The sequence below is a fragment of the Kitasatospora sp. NE20-6 genome (assembly GCF_045862635.1).
The window spans coordinates 1-18,133 of the sequence record NZ_BPRL01000092.1; the positions used below are offsets into that span (position 1 = coordinate 1).

Annotated in this window: 13 protein-coding genes; 8 read left to right on the top strand and 5 right to left on the bottom strand. The window is 74.8% G+C overall.

What is annotated here, in order from left to right; all coding sequences use genetic code 11:
• Nucleotides 1–418, top strand: a 418-nt coding sequence (locus SNE206_RS37395) for an acyl-CoA dehydrogenase family protein (RefSeq protein WP_407918047.1), incomplete at its 5' end; no start/stop codon positions are given.
• A 93-nt stretch (nt 419–511) separates the two neighbouring features.
• On the opposite strand, the gene SNE206_RS37400 is transcribed toward SNE206_RS37395, so the two are convergent.
• Nucleotides 512–1,888, bottom strand: a complete 1,377-nt coding sequence (locus SNE206_RS37400) for an LCP family protein (protein ID WP_407918048.1) — start codon at nt 1,886–1,888, stop codon at nt 512–514.
• 375 nt (nt 1,889–2,263) lie between these two features.
• Here SNE206_RS37400 and ssuE point away from each other — a divergent pair, with 375 nt between their 5' ends.
• From ssuE to SNE206_RS37420, 4 genes are all read left to right on the top strand, one after another.
• The gene (gene ssuE, locus SNE206_RS37405) at nt 2,264–2,845 is read left to right on the top strand and encodes an NADPH-dependent FMN reductase (protein WP_407918049.1); all 582 of its coding nucleotides are present in this window, start codon (nt 2,264–2,266) and stop codon (nt 2,843–2,845) included.
• 250 nt (nt 2,846–3,095) lie between these two features.
• Nucleotides 3,096–3,884, top strand: a complete 789-nt coding sequence (locus SNE206_RS37410; RefSeq protein WP_407918050.1) for an ABC transporter ATP-binding protein — start codon at nt 3,096–3,098, stop codon at nt 3,882–3,884.
• A 17-nt stretch (nt 3,885–3,901) separates the two neighbouring features.
• Nucleotides 3,902–6,469, top strand: coding sequence for an ABC transporter permease (locus SNE206_RS37415; protein WP_407918051.1), 2,568 nt, complete (start codon nt 3,902–3,904; stop codon nt 6,467–6,469).
• A gap of 124 nt (nt 6,470–6,593) precedes the next feature.
• A complete protein-coding gene (locus SNE206_RS37420; RefSeq protein WP_407918052.1) occupies nt 6,594–8,612 on the top strand; it encodes a hypothetical protein in 2,019 nt (672 codons plus the stop codon).
• Here SNE206_RS37420 and SNE206_RS37425 read toward each other — a convergent pair.
• Nucleotides 8,599–10,263, bottom strand: a complete 1,665-nt coding sequence (locus tag SNE206_RS37425) for an LCP family protein (protein WP_407918053.1) — start codon at nt 10,261–10,263, stop codon at nt 8,599–8,601. The two genes, SNE206_RS37420 and SNE206_RS37425, sit on opposite strands and share 14 nt — an antisense overlap.
• Nucleotides 10,264–10,427: 164 nt before the next feature.
• Here SNE206_RS37425 and SNE206_RS37430 point away from each other — a divergent pair, with 164 nt between their 5' ends.
• Together SNE206_RS37430 and SNE206_RS37435 are read left to right on the top strand one after the other, a co-directional pair.
• Nucleotides 10,428–11,468 carry a glycosyltransferase family 2 protein gene (locus SNE206_RS37430; RefSeq protein WP_407918054.1) on the top strand — a complete coding sequence of 347 codons (1,041 nt, stop codon included), beginning with the start codon at nt 10,428–10,430 and terminating at the stop codon, nt 11,466–11,468.
• Nucleotides 11,469–11,552: 84 nt separating this feature from the next.
• On the top strand, nt 11,553–12,218 hold the full coding sequence (locus SNE206_RS37435; protein WP_407918055.1) for an acyltransferase: 666 nt from the start codon (nt 11,553–11,555) through the stop codon (nt 12,216–12,218).
• Between the two features lie 24 nt (nt 12,219–12,242).
• On the opposite strand, the gene SNE206_RS37440 is transcribed toward SNE206_RS37435, so the two are convergent.
• The 3 genes from SNE206_RS37440 to SNE206_RS37450 all read right to left on the bottom strand — a co-directional run bounded on the left by SNE206_RS37440 (nt 12,243) and on the right by SNE206_RS37450 (nt 16,790).
• Nucleotides 12,243–13,820, bottom strand: coding sequence for an LCP family protein (locus tag SNE206_RS37440; RefSeq protein WP_407918056.1), 1,578 nt, complete (start codon nt 13,818–13,820; stop codon nt 12,243–12,245).
• A gap of 221 nt (nt 13,821–14,041) precedes the next feature.
• The gene (locus SNE206_RS37445) at nt 14,042–15,754 is read right to left on the bottom strand and encodes an LCP family protein (protein WP_407918057.1); all 1,713 of its coding nucleotides are present in this window, start codon (nt 15,752–15,754) and stop codon (nt 14,042–14,044) included.
• Between the two features lie 244 nt (nt 15,755–15,998).
• Nucleotides 15,999–16,790 (bottom strand): TIGR03089 family protein, encoded by a 792-nt coding sequence (locus SNE206_RS37450; protein ID WP_407918058.1) that lies wholly within the window; start codon nt 16,788–16,790, stop codon nt 15,999–16,001.
• Nucleotides 16,791–16,892: 102 nt separating this feature from the next.
• On the opposite strand from SNE206_RS37450, the gene SNE206_RS37455 reads away from it, so the two are divergent.
• Nucleotides 16,893–18,008 (top strand): peptidoglycan recognition protein, encoded by a 1,116-nt coding sequence (locus SNE206_RS37455; RefSeq protein ID WP_407918059.1) that lies wholly within the window; start codon nt 16,893–16,895, stop codon nt 18,006–18,008.
• Nucleotides 18,009–18,133 lie beyond the last annotated feature (125 nt).

Consider the following 18,133-nt stretch of genomic DNA (forward strand, 5'->3'; position numbering starts at 1 on the left):
CACCCGGGTCACCATCGCCGCGCAGGCGATCGGCATCGCGCAGGGCGCCCTCGACTACGCCAAGGGCTACGTGCAGGAGCGCAAGCAGTTCGGCAGGGCGATCGCCGAGTTCCAGGGCGTGCAGTTCATGCTGGCCGACATGGCGATGAAGCTGGAGGCCGCCCGCCAGCTCACCTACGCCGCCGCCGCGAAGTCCCAGCGCACCGATGCAGACCTGACCTTCTTCGGTGCCGCCGCCAAGTGCTTCGCCTCCGACGCCGCGATGGAGATCACCACCGACGCCGTCCAGCTCCTCGGCGGCTACGGCTACACCCGCGACTACCCGGTCGAGCGCATGATGCGCGACGCCAAGATCACCCAGATCTACGAGGGCACCAACCAGGTCCAGCGCATCGTCATGGCCCGCAACCTGCCGTAGCCCGCAACCTGCCGTAGCCCCCGGCACGCAGGAGCCCTGGCACGCGGGAGCCCCCGGTCGGACCGACCGGGGGCTCCCGCGTACCCGGGCCCGTCACTTCAGGTCGGGCACCGCGGTGTCGTTCTTGAAGGCCTCGAAGACCTGCTTCGACTTGACCGCGTCCCACTTCACCGCGGACTCGCCGGTGGCGGTGCGGAAGTTCGGGTTGCCGATCGGCACGGTGATCGACTTGCCGTCGCCGCCCGTCACGCCCTTCATCGCCAGGAACATCGAGCCCAGGTCGGTCAGGCCCGCGTCGTCGTCCACGATCAGCGTGCCCAGGCCCGAGCTCACCATCGGGTAGAAGGTGAACGGGTTGAGCAGCGTCGCCGGGGAGGCGGCCTGCTTGGCGAGGGCGCCGAGGAACTTCTGCTGGTTGCGCATCCGGCCCAGGTCCTGGTCGGCCATCTGGTGCCGCTGCCGGACGAACCCCAGCGACTGGGTGCCGCTCAGCGTCTGGCAGCCGGCCTTCAGGTCGAGGCCCGAGTCGCGGTCCTTCACGTCCTTGTCGATGCACATGTCCACACCGCCGACCGAGTCGACGATCCCGACGAAGCCGGCGAAGCCGATCTCCGCGTAGTGGTCGATCCGCAGGCCGGTGTTGTGCTCCACCGTCTGCACCAGCAGCCGGCCGCCGCCCCGCGCGAACGCCGCGTTGATCTTGGAGTTGGAGGCCGCGATGGTCTTGCCGCTGCCCTCGGTGTCCAGGTGCTTCGGGATCTCCACCCACGAGTCGCGCGGGATCGACATCAGGGTGTTCCCGTTGTCGCCGATGTGCAGCAGCATCATCGAGTCGCTGCGCTTGCCCTGCGCGGAACCGGTGTGCAGCGAGTCCTCGTCGGCGTCCGACAGGCCCTCGCGGCTGTCCGAGCCGACGATCAGCCAGTTCGTGCCCTCGCCGGCCGCCGGGCGGCCGTCGTAGCCCGCCAGCACGTTCTCGTGCCGCAGCTGCGAGTCGGCCCAGAAGTAGGTGCCGATGCCCGTCACCAGCAGCGCCCCGACCACGGCCAGCGCCGCCACCCTGATCTTCCGGCCGCGCGGCCACCGCGCCGGCGCCGGGGGTCTCGCACCGCCGGTGCCCCCCGGACCGGCCGGACCGGCCGGTCCGCCGGGGCCGCCCGCCGGACCGAAGCCCGGCTGCGCCGGCGGCTGGGTCGGCTGCTGGGCCGCACCGTACTGCGGCTGCTGGGCCGCACCGTACTGCGAGCCGTGGCCCGGCTGCGGCTGCGCGGGGATCGCGCCGCCGTACGCCCCCCGGCCGTCCTGGCCCCCCGGCCCGGCCGGCTGGCCCTGCGGAGCGGCCCCGGGCCCGCGCGGGTTCAGCCCCGGCGGCAGCGGCGGCTCGGCGGCCGCACCACCCTGGCGGTACCCGTCGTCGTTCCGACCGTACGCGCCCCCGCCCCCCGGGCGGTCCTCCTGCCACGTGTTCATGTGGGGAAGGATGCCCGAAAGCGGGGCGCCGCAGTGCCCCGGCCCCCGCCCCGGGGCCCCTTGTAGCCGATTTGATGCACGGTGCGGACGGACCGGCCGAAAGTTCACCTGCTGGAACCAACCTTGACCGGCCGAAACGGCCCGTGCTTGCATGACGGCATGGAGCAGCAGAGGATCCTCACGCGTCGGCGGCACGTCGACCTGCTGCGTGTGGCCCGCTCGCTGTGTCGTGGCTGACCTTCGCCCCACCGCGCGCCACCCGTTCCGACCCCGCACCCCTGCACCCGGCCCCACCGCCGCGGTCCGTGCAGCGCTGCCCGCTCGCTCCCGCCCCCGGGGCCGCCCGCAGGCCCCGCCCCTTCCGAGGTGATCCCCATGGCCACCGTCCTGTCCGTCTCCGGCTCCCCCTCCGCCACCTCCCGCACCACCGGGCTGCTCCGCCACGTCGACGCGCGGCTCGCCGCACTCGGCCACGAGGTCGTGCCCTTCGACGCCCGGAGCCTGCCCGCCGAGGCCCTCCTCTCCGCCGACTTCTCGCACCCCGCGATAGTCCGCGCCGTGGAGCTCTTCGAGCAGGCCGACGGCGTCGTCATCGGAACCCCGGTCTACAAGGCGGCGTACTCCGGGCTCCTCAAGGCCCTGCTCGACGTCCTCCCGCAGTACGCGCTCCGCGGCAAGGCCGTGCTGCCGCTCGCCACCGGCGGCTCGACCGCCCACGTGCTCGCCGTCGACTACGCGCTGCGACCGGTGCTCAGCTCGATGGGCGCAGGCCATGTCACACAGGGATGGTTCGTGCTCGACCGCGACATCACCCTGCGGGCCGACGGCACCGCCGGCGTCGAGCTCGGGACGGACGCCCTGCTCGCCCCGGTGGTCGACGCCTTCGCCGCCGCACTCGGCCACGCCGCCCCCGCGGGCACCGCCGCGCGCACCCCGGAGTTCGCCGCGGCCCGCTGACCCTGGTCCCGGAGGACCGGTCCCCTAGGGGGAGGGAACCCTCTCCCCGTACATCTCCCGGTCACCCGCGTTCCTCCCGGCGGAGGACGATCGGCCGGTACGGCACTCCTAACGTGGTTCCTACAGCCCCACCCCCGGCCGGGGGTGGGGCTGGCTCCAGGGCGAGGACGGTGGCCCGCACCATGTCGCAGGACACGGTGCGGCCGCCAGGCTGTGGGGCGACGGGTGGACGACGTACGAGGAGATCCCAGTGAAGACGGCAGCTGCAGCCGTGCACGACCCCCAGCTTCCCGGTGGCGGCGGTGCCACCGCCGCCTCCGCACGGCAGGTGACGAAGGCCTACGGCGAGGGCGAGACCCGGGTCACCGCGCTCGACGCCGTCGACGTGGACATCCGGCGCGGACGCTTCACCGCGATCATGGGCCCCTCGGGCTCCGGCAAGTCGACGCTGATGCACTGCCTCGCCGGGCTCGACACGGTCACCGCGGGCGAGATCAGGATCGGCGACACCGAGATCACCGGGCTGAAGGACAAGCAGCTCACCCGGCTCCGCCGGGACAAGATCGGCTTCATCTTCCAGGCGTTCAACCTGCTGCCCACCCTGAACGCCCTGGAGAACATCACGCTGCCGATGGACATCGCCGGCCGCAAGCCCGACGCCGCCTGGCTGGAGCAGGTCATCGAGACCGTCGGCCTCGCCGACCGGCTCAAGCACCGGCCCACCCAGCTCTCCGGCGGCCAGCAGCAGCGCGTCGCCGTGGCCCGCGCGCTCGCCGCCCGGCCCGAGATCATCTTCGGCGACGAGCCCACCGGCAACCTCGACTCCCGCTCCGGCGCCGAGGTGCTGACCTTCCTGCGGCGCTCGGTCGACGAGCTCGGCCAGACCATCGTCATGGTCACCCACGACCCGGTCGCCGCCGGCTACGCCGACCGCGTCCTCTTCCTCGCCGACGGCCGCATCGTCGACGAGATGCACGCTCCCACCGCCGACACCGTCCTGGAGCGCATGCGCCGCTTCGACGGCAAGCGCACCAGCTGAGCCGGGGGACGACACCGATGCTGCTCAAGACCTCCCTACGGAGCTTCCTCGCCCACAAGGGGCGCATGGTCCTCTCCCTGATCGCCGTCGTGCTGTCCGTGGCCTTCGTCTCCGGCACGCTCGTCTTCTCCAACACCGCCACCAGCACCTTCGACAAGCTCTTCGCCTCCACCGCCTCCGACCTCTCCGTCGGCACGGCGAAGGACGACCTCGCCCCCGGCGAGATGGACGGCGGGAAGCCCCGCACCGTCCCGGTCGACACCGTGCAGAAGATCGCCGCGCTGCCCGGCGTGAAGACCGCCCTGGGCCAGGTCTTCGTGGAGAGCGCCACCCTGGTCGACCCCGCCACCAACAAGGCGATCGGCCCGACCAGCGGCGCCCCCACCCTCACCGGGAACTGGGTCGACACCCCGCGCAACTCCGTCGACATCACCTCCGGCGGCGCCCCGCAGGGCTCCGGCCAGATCATGCTCGACGCCGACACGGCCAAGAAGGCCGGCCTGAAGCTCGGCAGCCCGCTGCGCGTCATCACCCTCGGCGGCAGCTACGACTTCACGCTGTCCGGCATCGTCACCTTCCGCACCACCAACCCGGGCGCCGCCCTCGCGTTCCTCGACACGCCGACCGCGCAGAAGGACCTGCTCGGCAGCGCGGCCTTCACCACCGTCGAGGTGTTCGGCGACGGCAGCCGCACCGACGACCAGCTGAAGCAGCAGGCGCTCGCCGCCCTCGGCACCGGCTTCGAGGCGAAGACCGCCGCGGAGCAGAAGGCCGAGAACGCCCAGGACGTCGGCTCGTTCCTCAACTTCATGAAGTACGCCATGCTCGGCTTCGCCGGCATCTCGCTGCTCGTCGGCGGCTTCCTGATCATCAACACGTTCTCCATGCTGGTCGCCCAGCGCACCCGCGAGATCGGCCTGCTGCGCGCCCTCGGCGGCAGCCGCAAGCAGGTCAACCGCTCGGTGCTGGTGGAGGCGCTGATCCTCGGCGTGCTCGGCTCGACCATCGGCCTCGGTGCCGGCCTCGGCCTCGCCATGCTCCTCATCCAGCTCATGAAGGCCGTCGGCATGAACCTCGACGCCTCCTCGCTGGACGTCACCTGGACGGTGCCGGCCGCCTCCTACGCCGTCGGCATCCTCATCACCGTCCTCGCCGCGTGGATCCCGGCCCGCCGGGCCGGCCGGATCTCCCCGATGGCCGCCCTGCGCGACCACGGCACCCCGGCCGAGGCCTCGGCGAACCGCATCCGCGTCGTCGTCGGCCTGGCCGTCACCGGCCTCGGCACCGCCGGCCTGGTGCTCGCGGCCGCCGCCGACAAGGCCGCCGACGGCGGGCTCTGGCTGGGCCTGGGCGTCCTGCTCACCCTGGTCGGCTTCGTGATCGTCGGCCCGCTGCTGGCCACCGTCGTCATCCGGGTGCTGGGCGCCGTGCTGCCCGCGGTGTTCGGCCCGGCGGGCACGCTCGCCCAGCGCAACGCCATGCGCAACCCGCGCCGCACCGGCGCCACCGCCGCCGCCCTGATGATCGGCCTCGCCCTCGTCACCGGCGCGTCCGTGGTCACCTCGTCGATGGTCAGCTCGGTCAACGGACAGATCGACAAGTCCGTCGGCGTCGACTTCATCCTCACCAGCCAGGGCAACGGCATCGGCCCGGCCGTGGTCGACGCGGCCCGGTCCACGCCCGGCCTCGCCCACGTCACCGAGCAGAAGTCGCTCCCGGCCGTCCTCACCACCCCGGACGGCGCCACCACCAAGACCGACCTGGTGGCCGCCTCGCCCACCTTCGCCGTGGACTTCCACATGCCGGTGGCCTCCGGCAGCGCCGAGGCGGCGTTCACCGGCGGCATGTCCGTCGACCAGAAGTTCGCCACCGAGCACGGCCTCAAGGTCGGCGACCAGGTCAAGGTCGACTACGGCCGGGGCCGGACGCAGTCCCTGCCGCTCGGCGTGATCACCAGCACCGGCAACCAGATGTTCGACGGCACCTTCTTCACCGGCATCGACACCGTCGCCGCGGCGGTGCAGGCCGCCGACCTCCCGGCCGACGTGGCCGTCTTCGCCGAGGCCGCCCCCGGCGCCGACCCGGCGCGGACGCTCACCGCCCTGCAGAAGGCCGTCGAGGCCTACCCGCAGGTCAGCGTCCGCGACCAGGCGGGCTACAAGGACCTCGTCCAGACGCAGGTCAACCAGCTGCTCTACATGGTCTACGGCCTGCTCGGCCTGGCGATCACGGTCGCGGTGCTCGGCGTCGTCAACACGCTCGCCCTGTCGGTCGTCGAGCGCACCCGGGAGATCGGCCTGCTCCGGGCGATCGGCCTGTCGCGCCGTCAGCTGCGCCGGATGGTCCGTCTGGAGTCCGTGGTCATCGCCGTCTTCGGCGCCCTGCTCGGCACCGGGCTCGGCCTGGCCTGGGGCGTCACCTCGCGCGACGTCCTCATCGACCAGGGGCTCGACACCCTGACCATCCCCACCGGCACCATCGCCGCCATCCTGGTCGCCTCGGCCGTCGTCGGTCTGCTGGCCGCCCTGCTGCCGGCCTTCCGCGCCGCCCGGATGAACATCCTCGCGGCCATCGCCACCGACTGACCGCCGCACCTGCGGGTGCCGTCGCAGCAAGGAGGGGCCGGGCCCGCAGCCCGGCCCCTCCGCCGTGTCCGCGCCCGCCGCCCCGGCCGCCGGCCCCGCCCTGCGGCTTGGCATCATCACCCGCATGCCCGAGTCCCCGCTGCCCGCCGCCCCGCCCCTCACCGAGGCCGACGCCGACCGGTGGCGCGCGGCCCGGACGTGGCGACGCCTGGAGGGCCGCGGGCTCGCCGTGCTCCCGCTGGCCGTGTGCCTCCTCGCGGTGCTCTCCGACCCGCAGCCGACCGGGTGCTCGGCTCCCGCGTCCTGCCTCACCCCGTGGACGGAGACCGCCACCGGCGTCGTCCTCCTCGCGGAGACGATGCTCCTGCTGGTCCGGCCCCGCCGGCCGTACCTCGTGCCCGCGGCGGTCGCCGCCCTGATCTGGCTGATGCCGACCGGGCTCCCCACCGCCGCCCGCTGGACGGCGCTGGCCGCGCACACCCTGCTCGCGCTCGCCCTGCTCCGCGCGGACGCGGGCCGCCGCCGGGCCCGCCGGATCCTCGACCTGACGGCCGGCCCGGCCGTGCCGTACCCGTGGACGACGGCGGACGTCCCCCGCCCCCCGCTCTCCGCCGTCCCCGTGGGCCGCTGCCTGACGGCGGCGCTCGCCCTCGCGGCCGCGATCGTCCTCGCGGTCACCGGGCACGGCAACCAGCGCGACAGCGACGCCCGCGCCGCACGGGCCGCACCCGTCGAGGCCACGGTGCTCTCCACGGACGCCGAGGGCTTCACCGCCCGCGTCGGCTACACCACCCCCGGCACCGGGCAGCCGCGCACCGCGGACCTCGACGTCTGGTGGGACGGGACGCCGCACCCCGGTGACCGGCTGCCCCTGCTGGCCGACGACGACGGCTTCGCCCGGCTGGCCGGCGACCCGTACGACCCGGCGTCCTGGTACGTCTTCGGCGGCCTCGCCGCCACCGCGGCCGGGCTGCTGCTCTCCTCCGCGGTGGCCGACGTGCGCCGCCGCCGCGCCTTCTCCGCCACCGGTGCACCCGCCCTGCGGGTGCTGGTGAGCCAGGACGCCAAGGGCGACACCCTCGTCCGTCCCGCCGGGGCGCCGACCGCCGCGCCGCTCTGGCGCTTCCAGGAGAGCAACGCCTGCCTGTGGTGGCCCGGCCGGGACGACGACGAAGGCTGGGTGCCGGAGTTCACCGTGGCCGGGTACCGGCACGCCGGCATCGAGCATGACGGCCCGCAGGAGGCCGGCACCGGGAACGACGGCCCGGACGGCACCGCCGACGCCCTCCGGAGGCCGGGCCCGGTGCCGCCGCCCGTCGCCGCGAGGGCGGCCGACCGGGCCGCGCGCCCGGCCCCGGCCCTGCTGTTCCACGGCCCCGACGGCCCGTCCGCCCAGCTGCTCGTCCGCCCCGGCCACGCGGGCGCCCGGTGGCGGGTCTCCGTCACCGGGGCGTTCCCGGGCCTGCCGCGGTGGTGGCGCCGCGGCAGGCCGCTCGGCGACGACGACGCCGCCGTCTCCGCGCTGGCCGGCGCGGCGCTGGCCGGTGCGGACGCCCGGACGGCCGGGGCCGCCGAGCCCGCCGACACCGGCCCGGAGCCCGCGCGGATGGTCGGCATGCCGCGGCCGCTGCGCCTCGCGGCCGGTCCGCTGCTGGCGGTGCCGGCGACGGTGTTCCTCTGCACCGCGCCGGGTGACGGCTGGTTCGGCGGGCTGGTGCAGCCGCTCCTCACGACGTCCGGGATGTTCGTGGCCCTGGTCACCGCCTTCACCTGGCAGGCGGGGTTCGACCGCGACGGCCTGGTCGTCGCCTCGGGCCTGCGGGTGCGCCGCTGGTCCTGGGACGAGGTCAACGCGGCGGCCGTGCACCGCGGCCGCCTGTCGGTGCAGGGCACGGACGGGAGCACCGTGCACGTCTGGGCCTGGCCCGCGGCGCCCCTCGGGCGGCACCTGGGCGGGGCCTACACCCCGGCCGCGGTGGCGGAGACGGTCACCGTGCTGGCGCACCGTCCGGCCCGCCGCCCGGCGACGGTGCTGCCCGGCGGGGTGGGCACGGCCCAGGTGCTGCTGAACCGGTCGTCGCTGGCGGCCGTCGTGCTGTGCGGCGCCGGCTGGTTCGTGGTGCGCGCGGTCACGGGCAGCTGATCTCGCTGCCGGTCTCCGCGCTCACCGCGGGCTCCGGCGTCCCGGCCGCCGGGGCGGACGCGGAGGCGGACGCGGGCGGCGGGACGGCGGCCGGCGCGGGTGGGGGCGTTCCGCCGTGGTCGGTGCCGACGACGACCTGGAGCGTCGCGCCGAGCCCGGGTGCCGGGACGAGTTCCGCGCCCGGCAGGGCGGCGGCCAGCGTCCTCGCCGACTCGTCCCACCGCGGGTCGTAGCGGACGGACGTGCGGGCCGCCGCGGTGCCGGTGTTGGACGGCGTGCCGGTGGTGGCGAAACCGGCACGGCGCAGGTCCTCGTCGACGCGCTGTCCCAGGCCGGTCACGCCGGTGCCGTTCAGCACCTGCACCCGGATCTGCGCGGCGGGCACGGCCCCGCCCTCGGCGGGCGCCACCACGGGGGACGTGACCGCGGCGGACGCGACCACGGGGGACGGCGACGGGTCGGGGTGCGTCACGAGCGGCCGCCCCTCCCGGACGGTCTCGAACAGCGTCCCGGCGCGCTTCGTGTCCCACAGCACCGTCGACCCCCAGCCGGCGACCTGGTGGTCGACGTCGGCCACCGGCACGGTGGCGAAGTCCGCGGAGCCCGCGGAGAGGCCCCGGAGCCGGGTGGCGAAGTCGAGCAGGGCGCCGGTGGTCAGCCCCTTGTCGGCCTTCACGGACTTCAGGGCGGTGCCGAGCACCGACCCGAGCCGCTCCGGGTCGAGCAGCACGTCCTGGGCGGTGGCCTGGTGCAGCAGCTGGGCGACGAAACGCTGCTGACGGCGCATCCGGCCGAGGTCCGACGAGCCGTCGACGTGCCGGGCCCGGACGTACTTGAGCGCGCCCGCCCCGTCCAGCCGGGTCGTGCCGGCGGGCAGGTCGAGGCCGGAGTACGGGTCCTTGAGCGGCTTGGCGGTGCAGACCTCGACGCCACCGAGGGCGTCGACCGTGGTGACGAAGCCGAGGAAGTCGATCTGCAGGTAGTGGTCGATCCGCAGGCCGGTGTTCTTCTCGACCGTGCGCACGGTGAGCGGGGCACCGCCCATCCCGTACGCCGCGTTGATCTTGCCCTTGGTGGCGGGCACCTCCCGGCGGGTCGCCGGGTCCTGGTGGGCGGGGATGTCGACGTAGGAGTCGCGCGGGATGCTCAGCACGGTCGCCCGGCCGCCGTTGCGGGCGAGCTGCACCACCATGAGCGTGTCGGTGCAGTGGCACGATTCGCCGCCCGCGTGCAGCACGTTCTTGAGGGTGTCCTCCGGCACGCCCGCCCGGTCGTCGGTGCCGGCCACCAGGAAGGTGGTGAGGCCCTCGTCGGCGGGCCGGTCGCCGCCGCCGATCGCGTCGATCCGTTCGATCGAGTCGCCGACGCCGTGCAGCAGCAGCCACCCCGCGCACGAGGTGGCGAGCACCGCCAGGGACAGCGCACCGACCGCCCAGCGGCCCCAGCGGCCCCAGCGCGCTCCCTGGCCCCGGCGCGGACCCCGGTCCCGCTCCCGGCCCCGGCCGTGTTCCGCCGGGCCGGCCGGGCGGGCGGGCTTCCGGGCCGCGGCCCGTCCCGCGCCCGCCGCGCCCGCCGCGCCGTCCTGCGCCGTCCGGCCCGCGCGTCCGCGCGGCGGGCGGGACGGCGGCACGAACGGACGTGAGGACGGCATCTTCGGGATGCTAGGCCCGCCGGTGCCCGCCCGTGACCGCGCCGCGCCGCACGGTCACCCGAGGTGGTGAAACGTTCCTCCCGGCGGTGTCCGGGCTGCTGGGCGGGTGCGTTCCGGCGACCCTCGTCTGACATCCGGCCGGTCCCGCCGGTACGGTGGGCGCGATGAACACCAAGGCTGCTGAGGAGCTGCCGGCGGTCTCCGTGATCATGCCGGTGCTCAACGAGGAACGTCACCTGCGCACCGCCGTCCTGCGGATCCTGGAGCAGGACTACGCCGGCGACATCGAGGTCGTGATCGCCCTCGGCCCGTCCACCGACCGGACGGACGAGATCGCCGCAGCGCTCGTCGCCGAGGACCCGAGGGTCCGGACGGTGCCCAACCCCACCGGCCGCACCCCGGCCGGCCTGAACGCGGCCATCCGCGGCTCGCATCACCCCATCGTGGTACGCGTCGACGGGCACGGTCTGCTGACACCGGGGTACGTCGACACCGCCGTCCGGCTGCTCGGCGCGATGGAGGCCGCCAACGTCGGTGGCGTCATGCACGCCGAGGGCGAGAGCGAGTGGGAGAAGGCGGTCGCCGCCGCCATGACCTCCAGGATCGGCGTCGGCAACGCGGCCTTCCACACCGGCGGCCTGGCCGGCCCGGCCGAGACGGTCTACCTCGGCGTGTTCCGCCGCGAGGTGCTGGAGCAGCAGGGCGGCTACAACGAGGAGTTCGTCCGCGCCCAGGACTGGGAGCTCAACTACCGCATCCGCCAGAACGGCGGCCTGATCTGGTTCACCCCGCAGCTGCGGGTCACCTACCGGCCGCGGCCCAGCGTGCGGGCGCTCGCCAAGCAGTACAAGGACTACGGCCGGTGGCGCCGGGTCGTCACCCGCTACCACCGCGGCTCGGTCAACCTCCGCTACCTCGCGCCGCCGGCCGCCCTGCTGGCCTGCGCGGCCGGCCTGGTGCTCGGTGCCGCGGTCCACCCGGCCTTCCTGGTGGTGCCCGGCGGCTACGTGCTGGGCATCCTCGGCGGCTCGGTGGTCGAGGGCCGAGGGCTGTCGGCCCGCGCCCGCCTGCAGCTGCCGGTGGCGCTCGCCACCATGCACATGAGCTGGGGCTTCGGCTTCCTCACCTCGCCGCGCAAGCTGGCCCGCCGGGTGATCGCCAGCAAGCGGCCCGAGCCGATGGCGCCGCGGATCGAAAAGGCCTGAGCCGGGGGTGCCACGGGCCGGGAAGGCCCGGGCGCCCGCGCCGAACGGCCCCCTCCACGGGCACCCGGGCACTATCGTCGCGCCATGGGGATTCCTGAGGGGGCCGACGTGCCGCCGCCGCGTCCGGCGGACGTCCGGATCGAGCCGACCGCCGACGTCGACGAGCGGGCCGTGATCGGCCCCGGCAGCACCGTCTGGCACCTGGCGCAGGTGCGTGAGCACGCCGAGATCGGCGCCGAGTGCATCATCGGCCGCGGCGCGTACGTCGGCCCGGGCGTCCGCCTGGGCGACCGGGTCAAGCTCCAGAACCACGCGCTCGTCTACGAGCCCGCGGTGGTCGAGGACGGCGTGTTCGTCGGCCCGGCGGCCGTGCTGACCAACGACCTGTACCCGCGTTCGGTCGACCCCGAGGGCAGGCTCAAGCGCGGGGACGACTGGCACGCCCGCGGGGTGACGCTCCGGCAGGGCTGCTCGATCGGCGGCCGTGCGGTGCTGGTCGCCGGGGTCACGGTGGGCCGCTGGGCGCTGGTCGCCGCCGGGGCGGTCGTCCACCGCGACGTCCCGGACTTCGCACTGGTCGCCGGCGTGCCCGCCCGCCGGATCAAGTGGGTCGGCCGGGCCGGTGAACCGCTGGAGCCGGCCGGCGGGGACCGCTGGCGCTGCCCGCGGACCGGCGAGGAGTACGTCGAGAGCGACGGCCTGCTCGCCCCGTCCGCCACCGCCGGACGGGGCCCGGCGGACGGGGCGTGACGGGCCCTCAGTAGGTACGGGCCCTCAGTAGGTGTAGAGGCCGCCCTGCGGCACGACCTCCATGCAGCTCCTGTCGTTGTCCGAGGTCTCCGCGTCCACCGACTTCGGCAGTGCGGTGGGCGCGGCGGCCGGGGTGAACGCCGTCCCGGCGGTCCAGTCCCTGCCGATCGACAGGCCCAGCGTCCGGGACGTGCCGGATTCCACCAGGGCGTCGGCGGGCAGGTTCAGCGCGGCCGCCACGGCCTGCGCCTCGGCCCGGTGCCCGGCGCCGTAGGTGAGCCGGGTGGTGTCGCGGGCCGTGCCGTTGCCGGTCAGGGAGGCCTTCGCGAACCCGGCCGCGGTCAGGGCGTTCCGCACCTCCGCGGCCCGGCCCTCGGTGCCCGAGGAGTTCTGCACGCTGACCGCGATCGTGCTCCTCGCGGGGGCGGCGCCGCCGTCGGACGCCGCCGGGGAAGGCGACGGCGACGGGGCGGCGGAGGCCTGCCCGGCCGCCGCGCCCTTGCCGTCGAGCGGGGTGTCGGCGAGCAGCATCCTCCAGATCTGCTTCACCTCGGTCTGCTTGAGCAGCAGCTTCGCCGTCGGGTTGGCCGGGTCGGCGACCACCGGCACGGTGAGCGTGGTGGTGCGCTCGGTGGGCACGCCGCGCAGGTCGGTGCCGAGGTCGTAGATCGCCTTCAGGTCCGCGAGCGGCTTGTCGACCGTGAGCGACTTCGTCGCCGCCTCGGCGAGCGTCATCAGCTGGCCGGGGTCGGTGAGCCGCCCGCCGGACTTGAGCTCGCGGATCATCGAGCTGAGGTACATGTGCTGGGCCTTGGTGCGGCCGAGGTCGGAGCCCCAGGCGTCGCGGGTGCGCAGCCACTTGAGGGCGTTCTCGCCCGTGACCCGGGTGGTGCCCTCGGGCAGCTTGAGGCCGGTGCCGCCGTGGCCGGGCCGGTAGCGGTCGTACATGTTGCGGTCCACGCAGACGGGCACGCCGCCGACGGCGTCGGCCATCCGGACGACGCCGCCGAAGTCGACGACCATGTAGTGGTCGATGTCGAGTCCGGTCAGGCCGATCCAGGTGCCCACGACGCAGCCGGGGCCGCCGCGGGCCAGCGCCTCGTTGATGGCGGTGTGCTTCACCGCGGGGTACTTCGTGCCCTTCTCGTCGCGGCAGGCCGGGATGTCGACCATGGTGTCGCGCGGGATGCTGATCATCGAGGCGTTGCTGCGGTCCGCGGAGACGTGCAGCAGCATCTGGACGTCGGCCAGGCCGGGGCGGGACGCCTCGTCGGCGGAACCGCCGAGGGCGACGTTCTCGCTGGAGCCGCGGCTGTCGGTGCCGATCATCAGGATGTTGAGCGGCGTCTGCCCCTTGGCGTTCGGGGCGGTCCGGGCGCCCTGTTCGTCCGTCAGGTTCTTGGTGCCGGACCTGATGTTGCCGTTGAGGTGCTGGTAGTAGAGGTAGCCCGCGCCGCACCCGGCGACCAGGGTGGCGCCCGTGGTGATGGCCGTGATGCGCAGCCAGCGGCGGGCCCGCTGCCTGCGCCGCGATCCGTTCCCGCCCTGCCGGGCCCGGCGGACGGCAGCCCTGCCGCCGGGTATCGGCTCCACGCTCGTCATGCTGCTCCCGCCGCTCCTCGTGTCCCTGCGCCGGTCGGCCGGCAGGGGTGGTCCCGGACCGGCCGGCGGCCGCGGGGCCGGATCGTGCCGGGGGGATCACCCCCGGGACGGGCCTCGGCCGGGGCGCTCTGCGGCCGGTCGGTCTACACACAAGACGCAGCGGGCGGGCGAAAGGTTACAGAAATGATCGTGACGCGGCGGACACCGGCCCGGTCCGGCCGTTACCGCGCACACACGTCCTCGTCGTCCGCCTGGACCCGCTGGAGGTTCTTCGGCGGGGCGGTCGGCACCGGCACCGGGGAGGGTGTGCCGGCCGCCGATGCGCCGGAGGGGCCTCCGGCCGCGGCGCCGGGGGTCGCCGTCGCGGTGTAGTCCCGGCCGAGGACGACGACCAGGGCGTCCCCGGTGTCGAGCGAGGTGCTCTGCCGTACGGAGCCGGCGGGCAGTCCGAGGGCGGCGGCCAGGGCGGCGGCCTCCTTGGCCCGGCCGGCCGGGTAGCCGACCGAACTCGACGCCGCGGCGCGGGCGTTGCCGCCCACGGTGGCCTGGGTGAAGCCTTTCGCCCGGAGGTCCGCGGTGGCCTGGCCGGCCTGTCGGCCGACACCGGTGCCGTTGCGCACCGTCACCTCGATCCCGGACGGGTCGAGCAGCGCCGGCACCGGCGGCCTGACGGACGAACGGCTGACGGGGGCGGTGGTCGAGCGGCCCGCCGGGGTGGCGGCCGTGCCGCCGGCCGTGGGGGTGGGCGGCGCGGCCCCCGCCTCGATCGACCGGTCGGCCGCGATCAGGGCGAAGAGCTGTGCGGCGTCGGGCTGGCGCAGCGCGAGCCGGTCACGGTCCCGCAGGTCGTCCACGACCGGCACGGTGGTGAAGGTGATGGTCCCGGTGTCGACCCGGCTGAGTTCGACCGCGAGGTCCTTGAGCCGGCGGACGTCGTCGATGCCGGAGTCGACGGTGAGCGCCTTGGTGGCGGCGTCCGCGAGCTGGAAGAGCTTGGTGGGGCTGGTCAGCGTGTCGCTGCTCTTGATCTTCCGGATCATCGAGGAGAGGAACTGCTGCTGCAGGGGGATCCGGGTGAGGTCGCCGCCCAGGCCGACCGCGTGCCGGGTGCGGACGAACGCGAGCGCCTCCTCGCCCTGCACGACGTGCCGGCCCTTCGTCATCCTCAGGTGGGAGTCCGGGTCGTCGATGTTCTTCGCGGCACAGACCTCGACGCCGCCGACGGCGGTCGAGAGCGACTTGACGGCCTCGAAGTTCACCATCATGAAGTGGTCGATGTGGATGCCCGTCAGCTTCTCCACGGTCGTCCAGGTGCAACCGGGGTCGCGGCCCTCCTCGCCGAGGCTGGCGTTGAACATGGCCCGCCGCTCCCCGGGGATCCGGAGGCTGCCGGTGCGGCACTCCGGGATCTGCACCATGAGGTCCCGGGGGATGCTGATCACGGTGGCGTTGCTGCGGTCCTTCGCGACGTGGAACAGCAGCGTGGTGTCCGCGTGCCCGGTGCCGCCCTCGTCGCCGTACCGGCGGCCGAGTCCCACCCGGCTGTCGGTGCCGATCACCAGGATGTTGAGCGCGCCCTCGATCGCCCGCGGCCGTTCGGCCTCCGCGCCGACGTGGACGTCGACGGAGGCGATGTTCCCGTTGAAGTGCCGGTAGGCGAAGTAGGCGCCGCCGCACCCCGCGACCAGGGCCAGTGCGGCGGAGACCGCCGTCCAGCGCAGGGCCCTGCGGCTGCGCTCCGCCGACCTGCGGCCGCGCCGCCGGGCGGCCCGGCCGTCCGCGGCGGGGGCGGCTCTCCGGCGGCGGTCGCCCGCCGTGCAGTCCTGGAAGGGCGCCTGGGCGGGAGCGTGGTCGTCGGGCCCGGGACCGGCCGGGCCGGCCGTGCGGGGGGAGGCGCCCGGAGCGTCCCCCGGACGACGGTGTCCGCTGTTCACCTCGGACACCCTAGACGAGCCCGCGTCCGTTTCGGCCCGCATGCGGTGTTTTCTCCCCGGGGTGATGAACCCTCGGAACGGACGGAACGCCCACGTGTTCGGAGGTCCCGGAAGGACGGTCCGTACGCGGGCGTTCCGTTCGAGGGCAGGGGCGAGGGCAGGGGCTGGGCGAGGGCTTCGGGGGGCGGTGCGGGCGGGGTGAGGGCTTCGGGGGCGGTGCGGGCGGGGTGATGGTCCGTTCGGCTCAGCCGAGCCGCAGGGTCACCCGTTCGGCCTCGACCCGCTTCTCCCACTGATCGGCCGTCAGCGCGTCGGAGTTCCGGCAGAGCACGACCGACGCGCCGGCGGCGAGCGGCGCCAGCAGCCCGGCCTCCAGCCCGGCCCAGTCGTCGTACGCCAGCGTGGACATCACCCGGTCGCCGACCCCGATGCCGAGGCGTGCCGCGCCCTCCCGGGCGAGCTGCACGGTCTGTTCGCCGGTCAGTTTCAGCGGCAGCCCGTCGATCTCGGTCTCCAGCGCCGGCGCCTCCGGGTTCGGCGGGGAGTACGGCGCGAAGCGGTCGCCCTGGCCGGGCACCTCGGCGGCGTAGTCGAGGAACCCGTCGGGGCGCTGGGGGAAGCGGCCGCCGAGCGGACGGAGGGCCAGCGCCACCCGTTCGCCGGAACAGGCCGCCGCGGCCTCCAGTCCGTCCGGTCCGCTGACCACGAGGTCGGCGTCGGCGGGGTCGCCGCCGGGCAGGGCGGTCACCCCGACGGACCAGCAGGCGAGCAGCCACACCGCGCTCTGCCAGTGGGCCGGGAGCAGCAGCACGGCCCGGTCGTCCGGGCCTGCGTTGAGCTCGTCCTGAAGGAGGTTGGCGGTCTTCGCGACCCAGTTGTCGAAGGTCTTCGCGGACAGCTCGACTCTCTCGCCGGTCGAGTCGTCGTAGAAGGTGACCAGCGGACGCGAGGGGTCGGCATCGGGGGCCCCGGAGCGCAGGTAGGCGTGCAGCAGCTCGGCGGGGATGCGGGCGTCGGCAGCGAAAGGCGCAGTCATGGTGCGGTCCAGCCTACGGCCTCGGTGTCCTCGTCCGGCAGGGGAGTCCGGGTCGGGCGGGCGACGTGGCGGCTCAGGTTTTTTGCCGTCAATATCCGATTTATGCGCCTTGAACGACGGGCCGCCCTCGCGGCGGCCGCCACCACGACCACCCTGCTGCTGACGACCCTGGCCGCCGTGCCCGCCCACGCGGACCCCGGCACCGGCGGCGTCACCACCGTCCCGCTGGAGTCGTCGCTCCGCGGGCCCGACACCCTGCGCGACATCGGCCCGCGCCCCACGGCCTCCTTCGCCCTCGTCGGCGTCAGCTGGGACGACCCGGCCGAAGTCCTCGACGGCGGCGTGCAGGTCCGCACCCGCAGCGCCCTGACGGGCCGGTGGGGCGACTGGTACGACCTGGAGGCCGACCGGGACGACCGCCCGGACGAACTCACCGGCCGCGGCGCGACCGCGCCGCTGTGGGTCGGGCCGAGCGACGGCGTCGCCGTCCGGGTCACCGCGGGCACCCGCCCCTTCCCGGCCGGGCTGCGGGCCGAACTCGTCGACCCCGGCGCCGATCCGGTGGCGGCCCCCGCCCCCCGGCCGGCCGAACCCGGTCTGCGCGCGGGCGGTGCCGCGCCCCGGCCGGGCATCGTCACCCGTGCGGGCTGGGGCGCCGACGAGTCGATCCGCGAGAGCGGCTTCGGCTACACCGGCGACGTCCGGGCGGTCTTCGTCCACCACACCGACACGACCAACGACTACGCCTGCACCGACGCCCCCAAGATGATCCGGTCGATCTACCAGTACCACGTGAAGAGCCTCGGCTGGCGGGACATCGGCTACAACTTCCTGGTCGACCGCTGCGGCACCATCTACGAGGGCCGCGCGGGCGGCGTCGCCGAACCGGTGCTCGGCGCCCACACCCTGGGCTTCAACACCAACTCCGCGGGCGTCGCCGCCCTCGGCACGTACGTCTCCGCACAGGCGCCGCAGGCACAGGTGGACGGCGTCTCGCAGATCGCCGCGTGGAAGCTCGGCCTCACCGGCAAGGACGCCCAGGGCACCGCCACCCTCGTCTCGGCCTCCGACGGGAGCAAGTACAAGAAGGGCACCTCGGTGCAGTTCAAGTCGGTCTCCGGCCACCGGGACGCCTTCAACACCGAGTGCCCCGGCGAAGCCCTGTACACCCGGCTCGACGACATCCGCTCCTGGGCCGCCCACCTCCAGGGCCGGTGAACCCCGCCGGCCCCGCACCCGGGAGCGATCCCGCCGACCCCCCGACCCCGGCCGGACCCGCCGCCCACCCGCGGCAGGTCCGGCCGTCCGCCGTCCGCCGTCCGCCGTCCGCCGTCCGGGCGTCG

Excerpts from the sequence above, each read along its gene's own strand:
- SNE206_RS37415 (WP_407918051.1), top strand. The coding sequence starts at position 3,902 with ATGCTGCTCAAGACCTCCCTACGGAGCTTCCTCGCCCACAAGGGGCGC.
- SNE206_RS37450 (WP_407918058.1), bottom strand. The coding sequence starts at position 16,790 with ATGACTGCGCCTTTCGCTGCCGACGCCCGCATCCCCGCCGAGCTGCTG.
- SNE206_RS37440 (WP_407918056.1), bottom strand. The coding sequence starts at position 13,820 with ATGACGAGCGTGGAGCCGATACCCGGCGGCAGGGCTGCCGTCCGCCGG.
- SNE206_RS37455 (WP_407918059.1), top strand. The coding sequence starts at position 16,893 with ATGCGCCTTGAACGACGGGCCGCCCTCGCGGCGGCCGCCACCACGACC.
- SNE206_RS37430 (WP_407918054.1), top strand. The coding sequence starts at position 10,428 with ATGAACACCAAGGCTGCTGAGGAGCTGCCGGCGGTCTCCGTGATCATG.
- SNE206_RS37425 (WP_407918053.1), bottom strand. The coding sequence starts at position 10,263 with ATGCCGTCCTCACGTCCGTTCGTGCCGCCGTCCCGCCCGCCGCGCGGA.
- SNE206_RS37435 (WP_407918055.1), top strand. The coding sequence starts at position 11,553 with ATGGGGATTCCTGAGGGGGCCGACGTGCCGCCGCCGCGTCCGGCGGAC.
- SNE206_RS37400 (WP_407918048.1), bottom strand. The coding sequence starts at position 1,888 with ATGAACACGTGGCAGGAGGACCGCCCGGGGGGCGGGGGCGCGTACGGT.
- SNE206_RS37420 (WP_407918052.1), top strand. The coding sequence starts at position 6,594 with ATGCCCGAGTCCCCGCTGCCCGCCGCCCCGCCCCTCACCGAGGCCGAC.
- ssuE (WP_407918049.1), top strand. The coding sequence starts at position 2,264 with ATGGCCACCGTCCTGTCCGTCTCCGGCTCCCCCTCCGCCACCTCCCGC.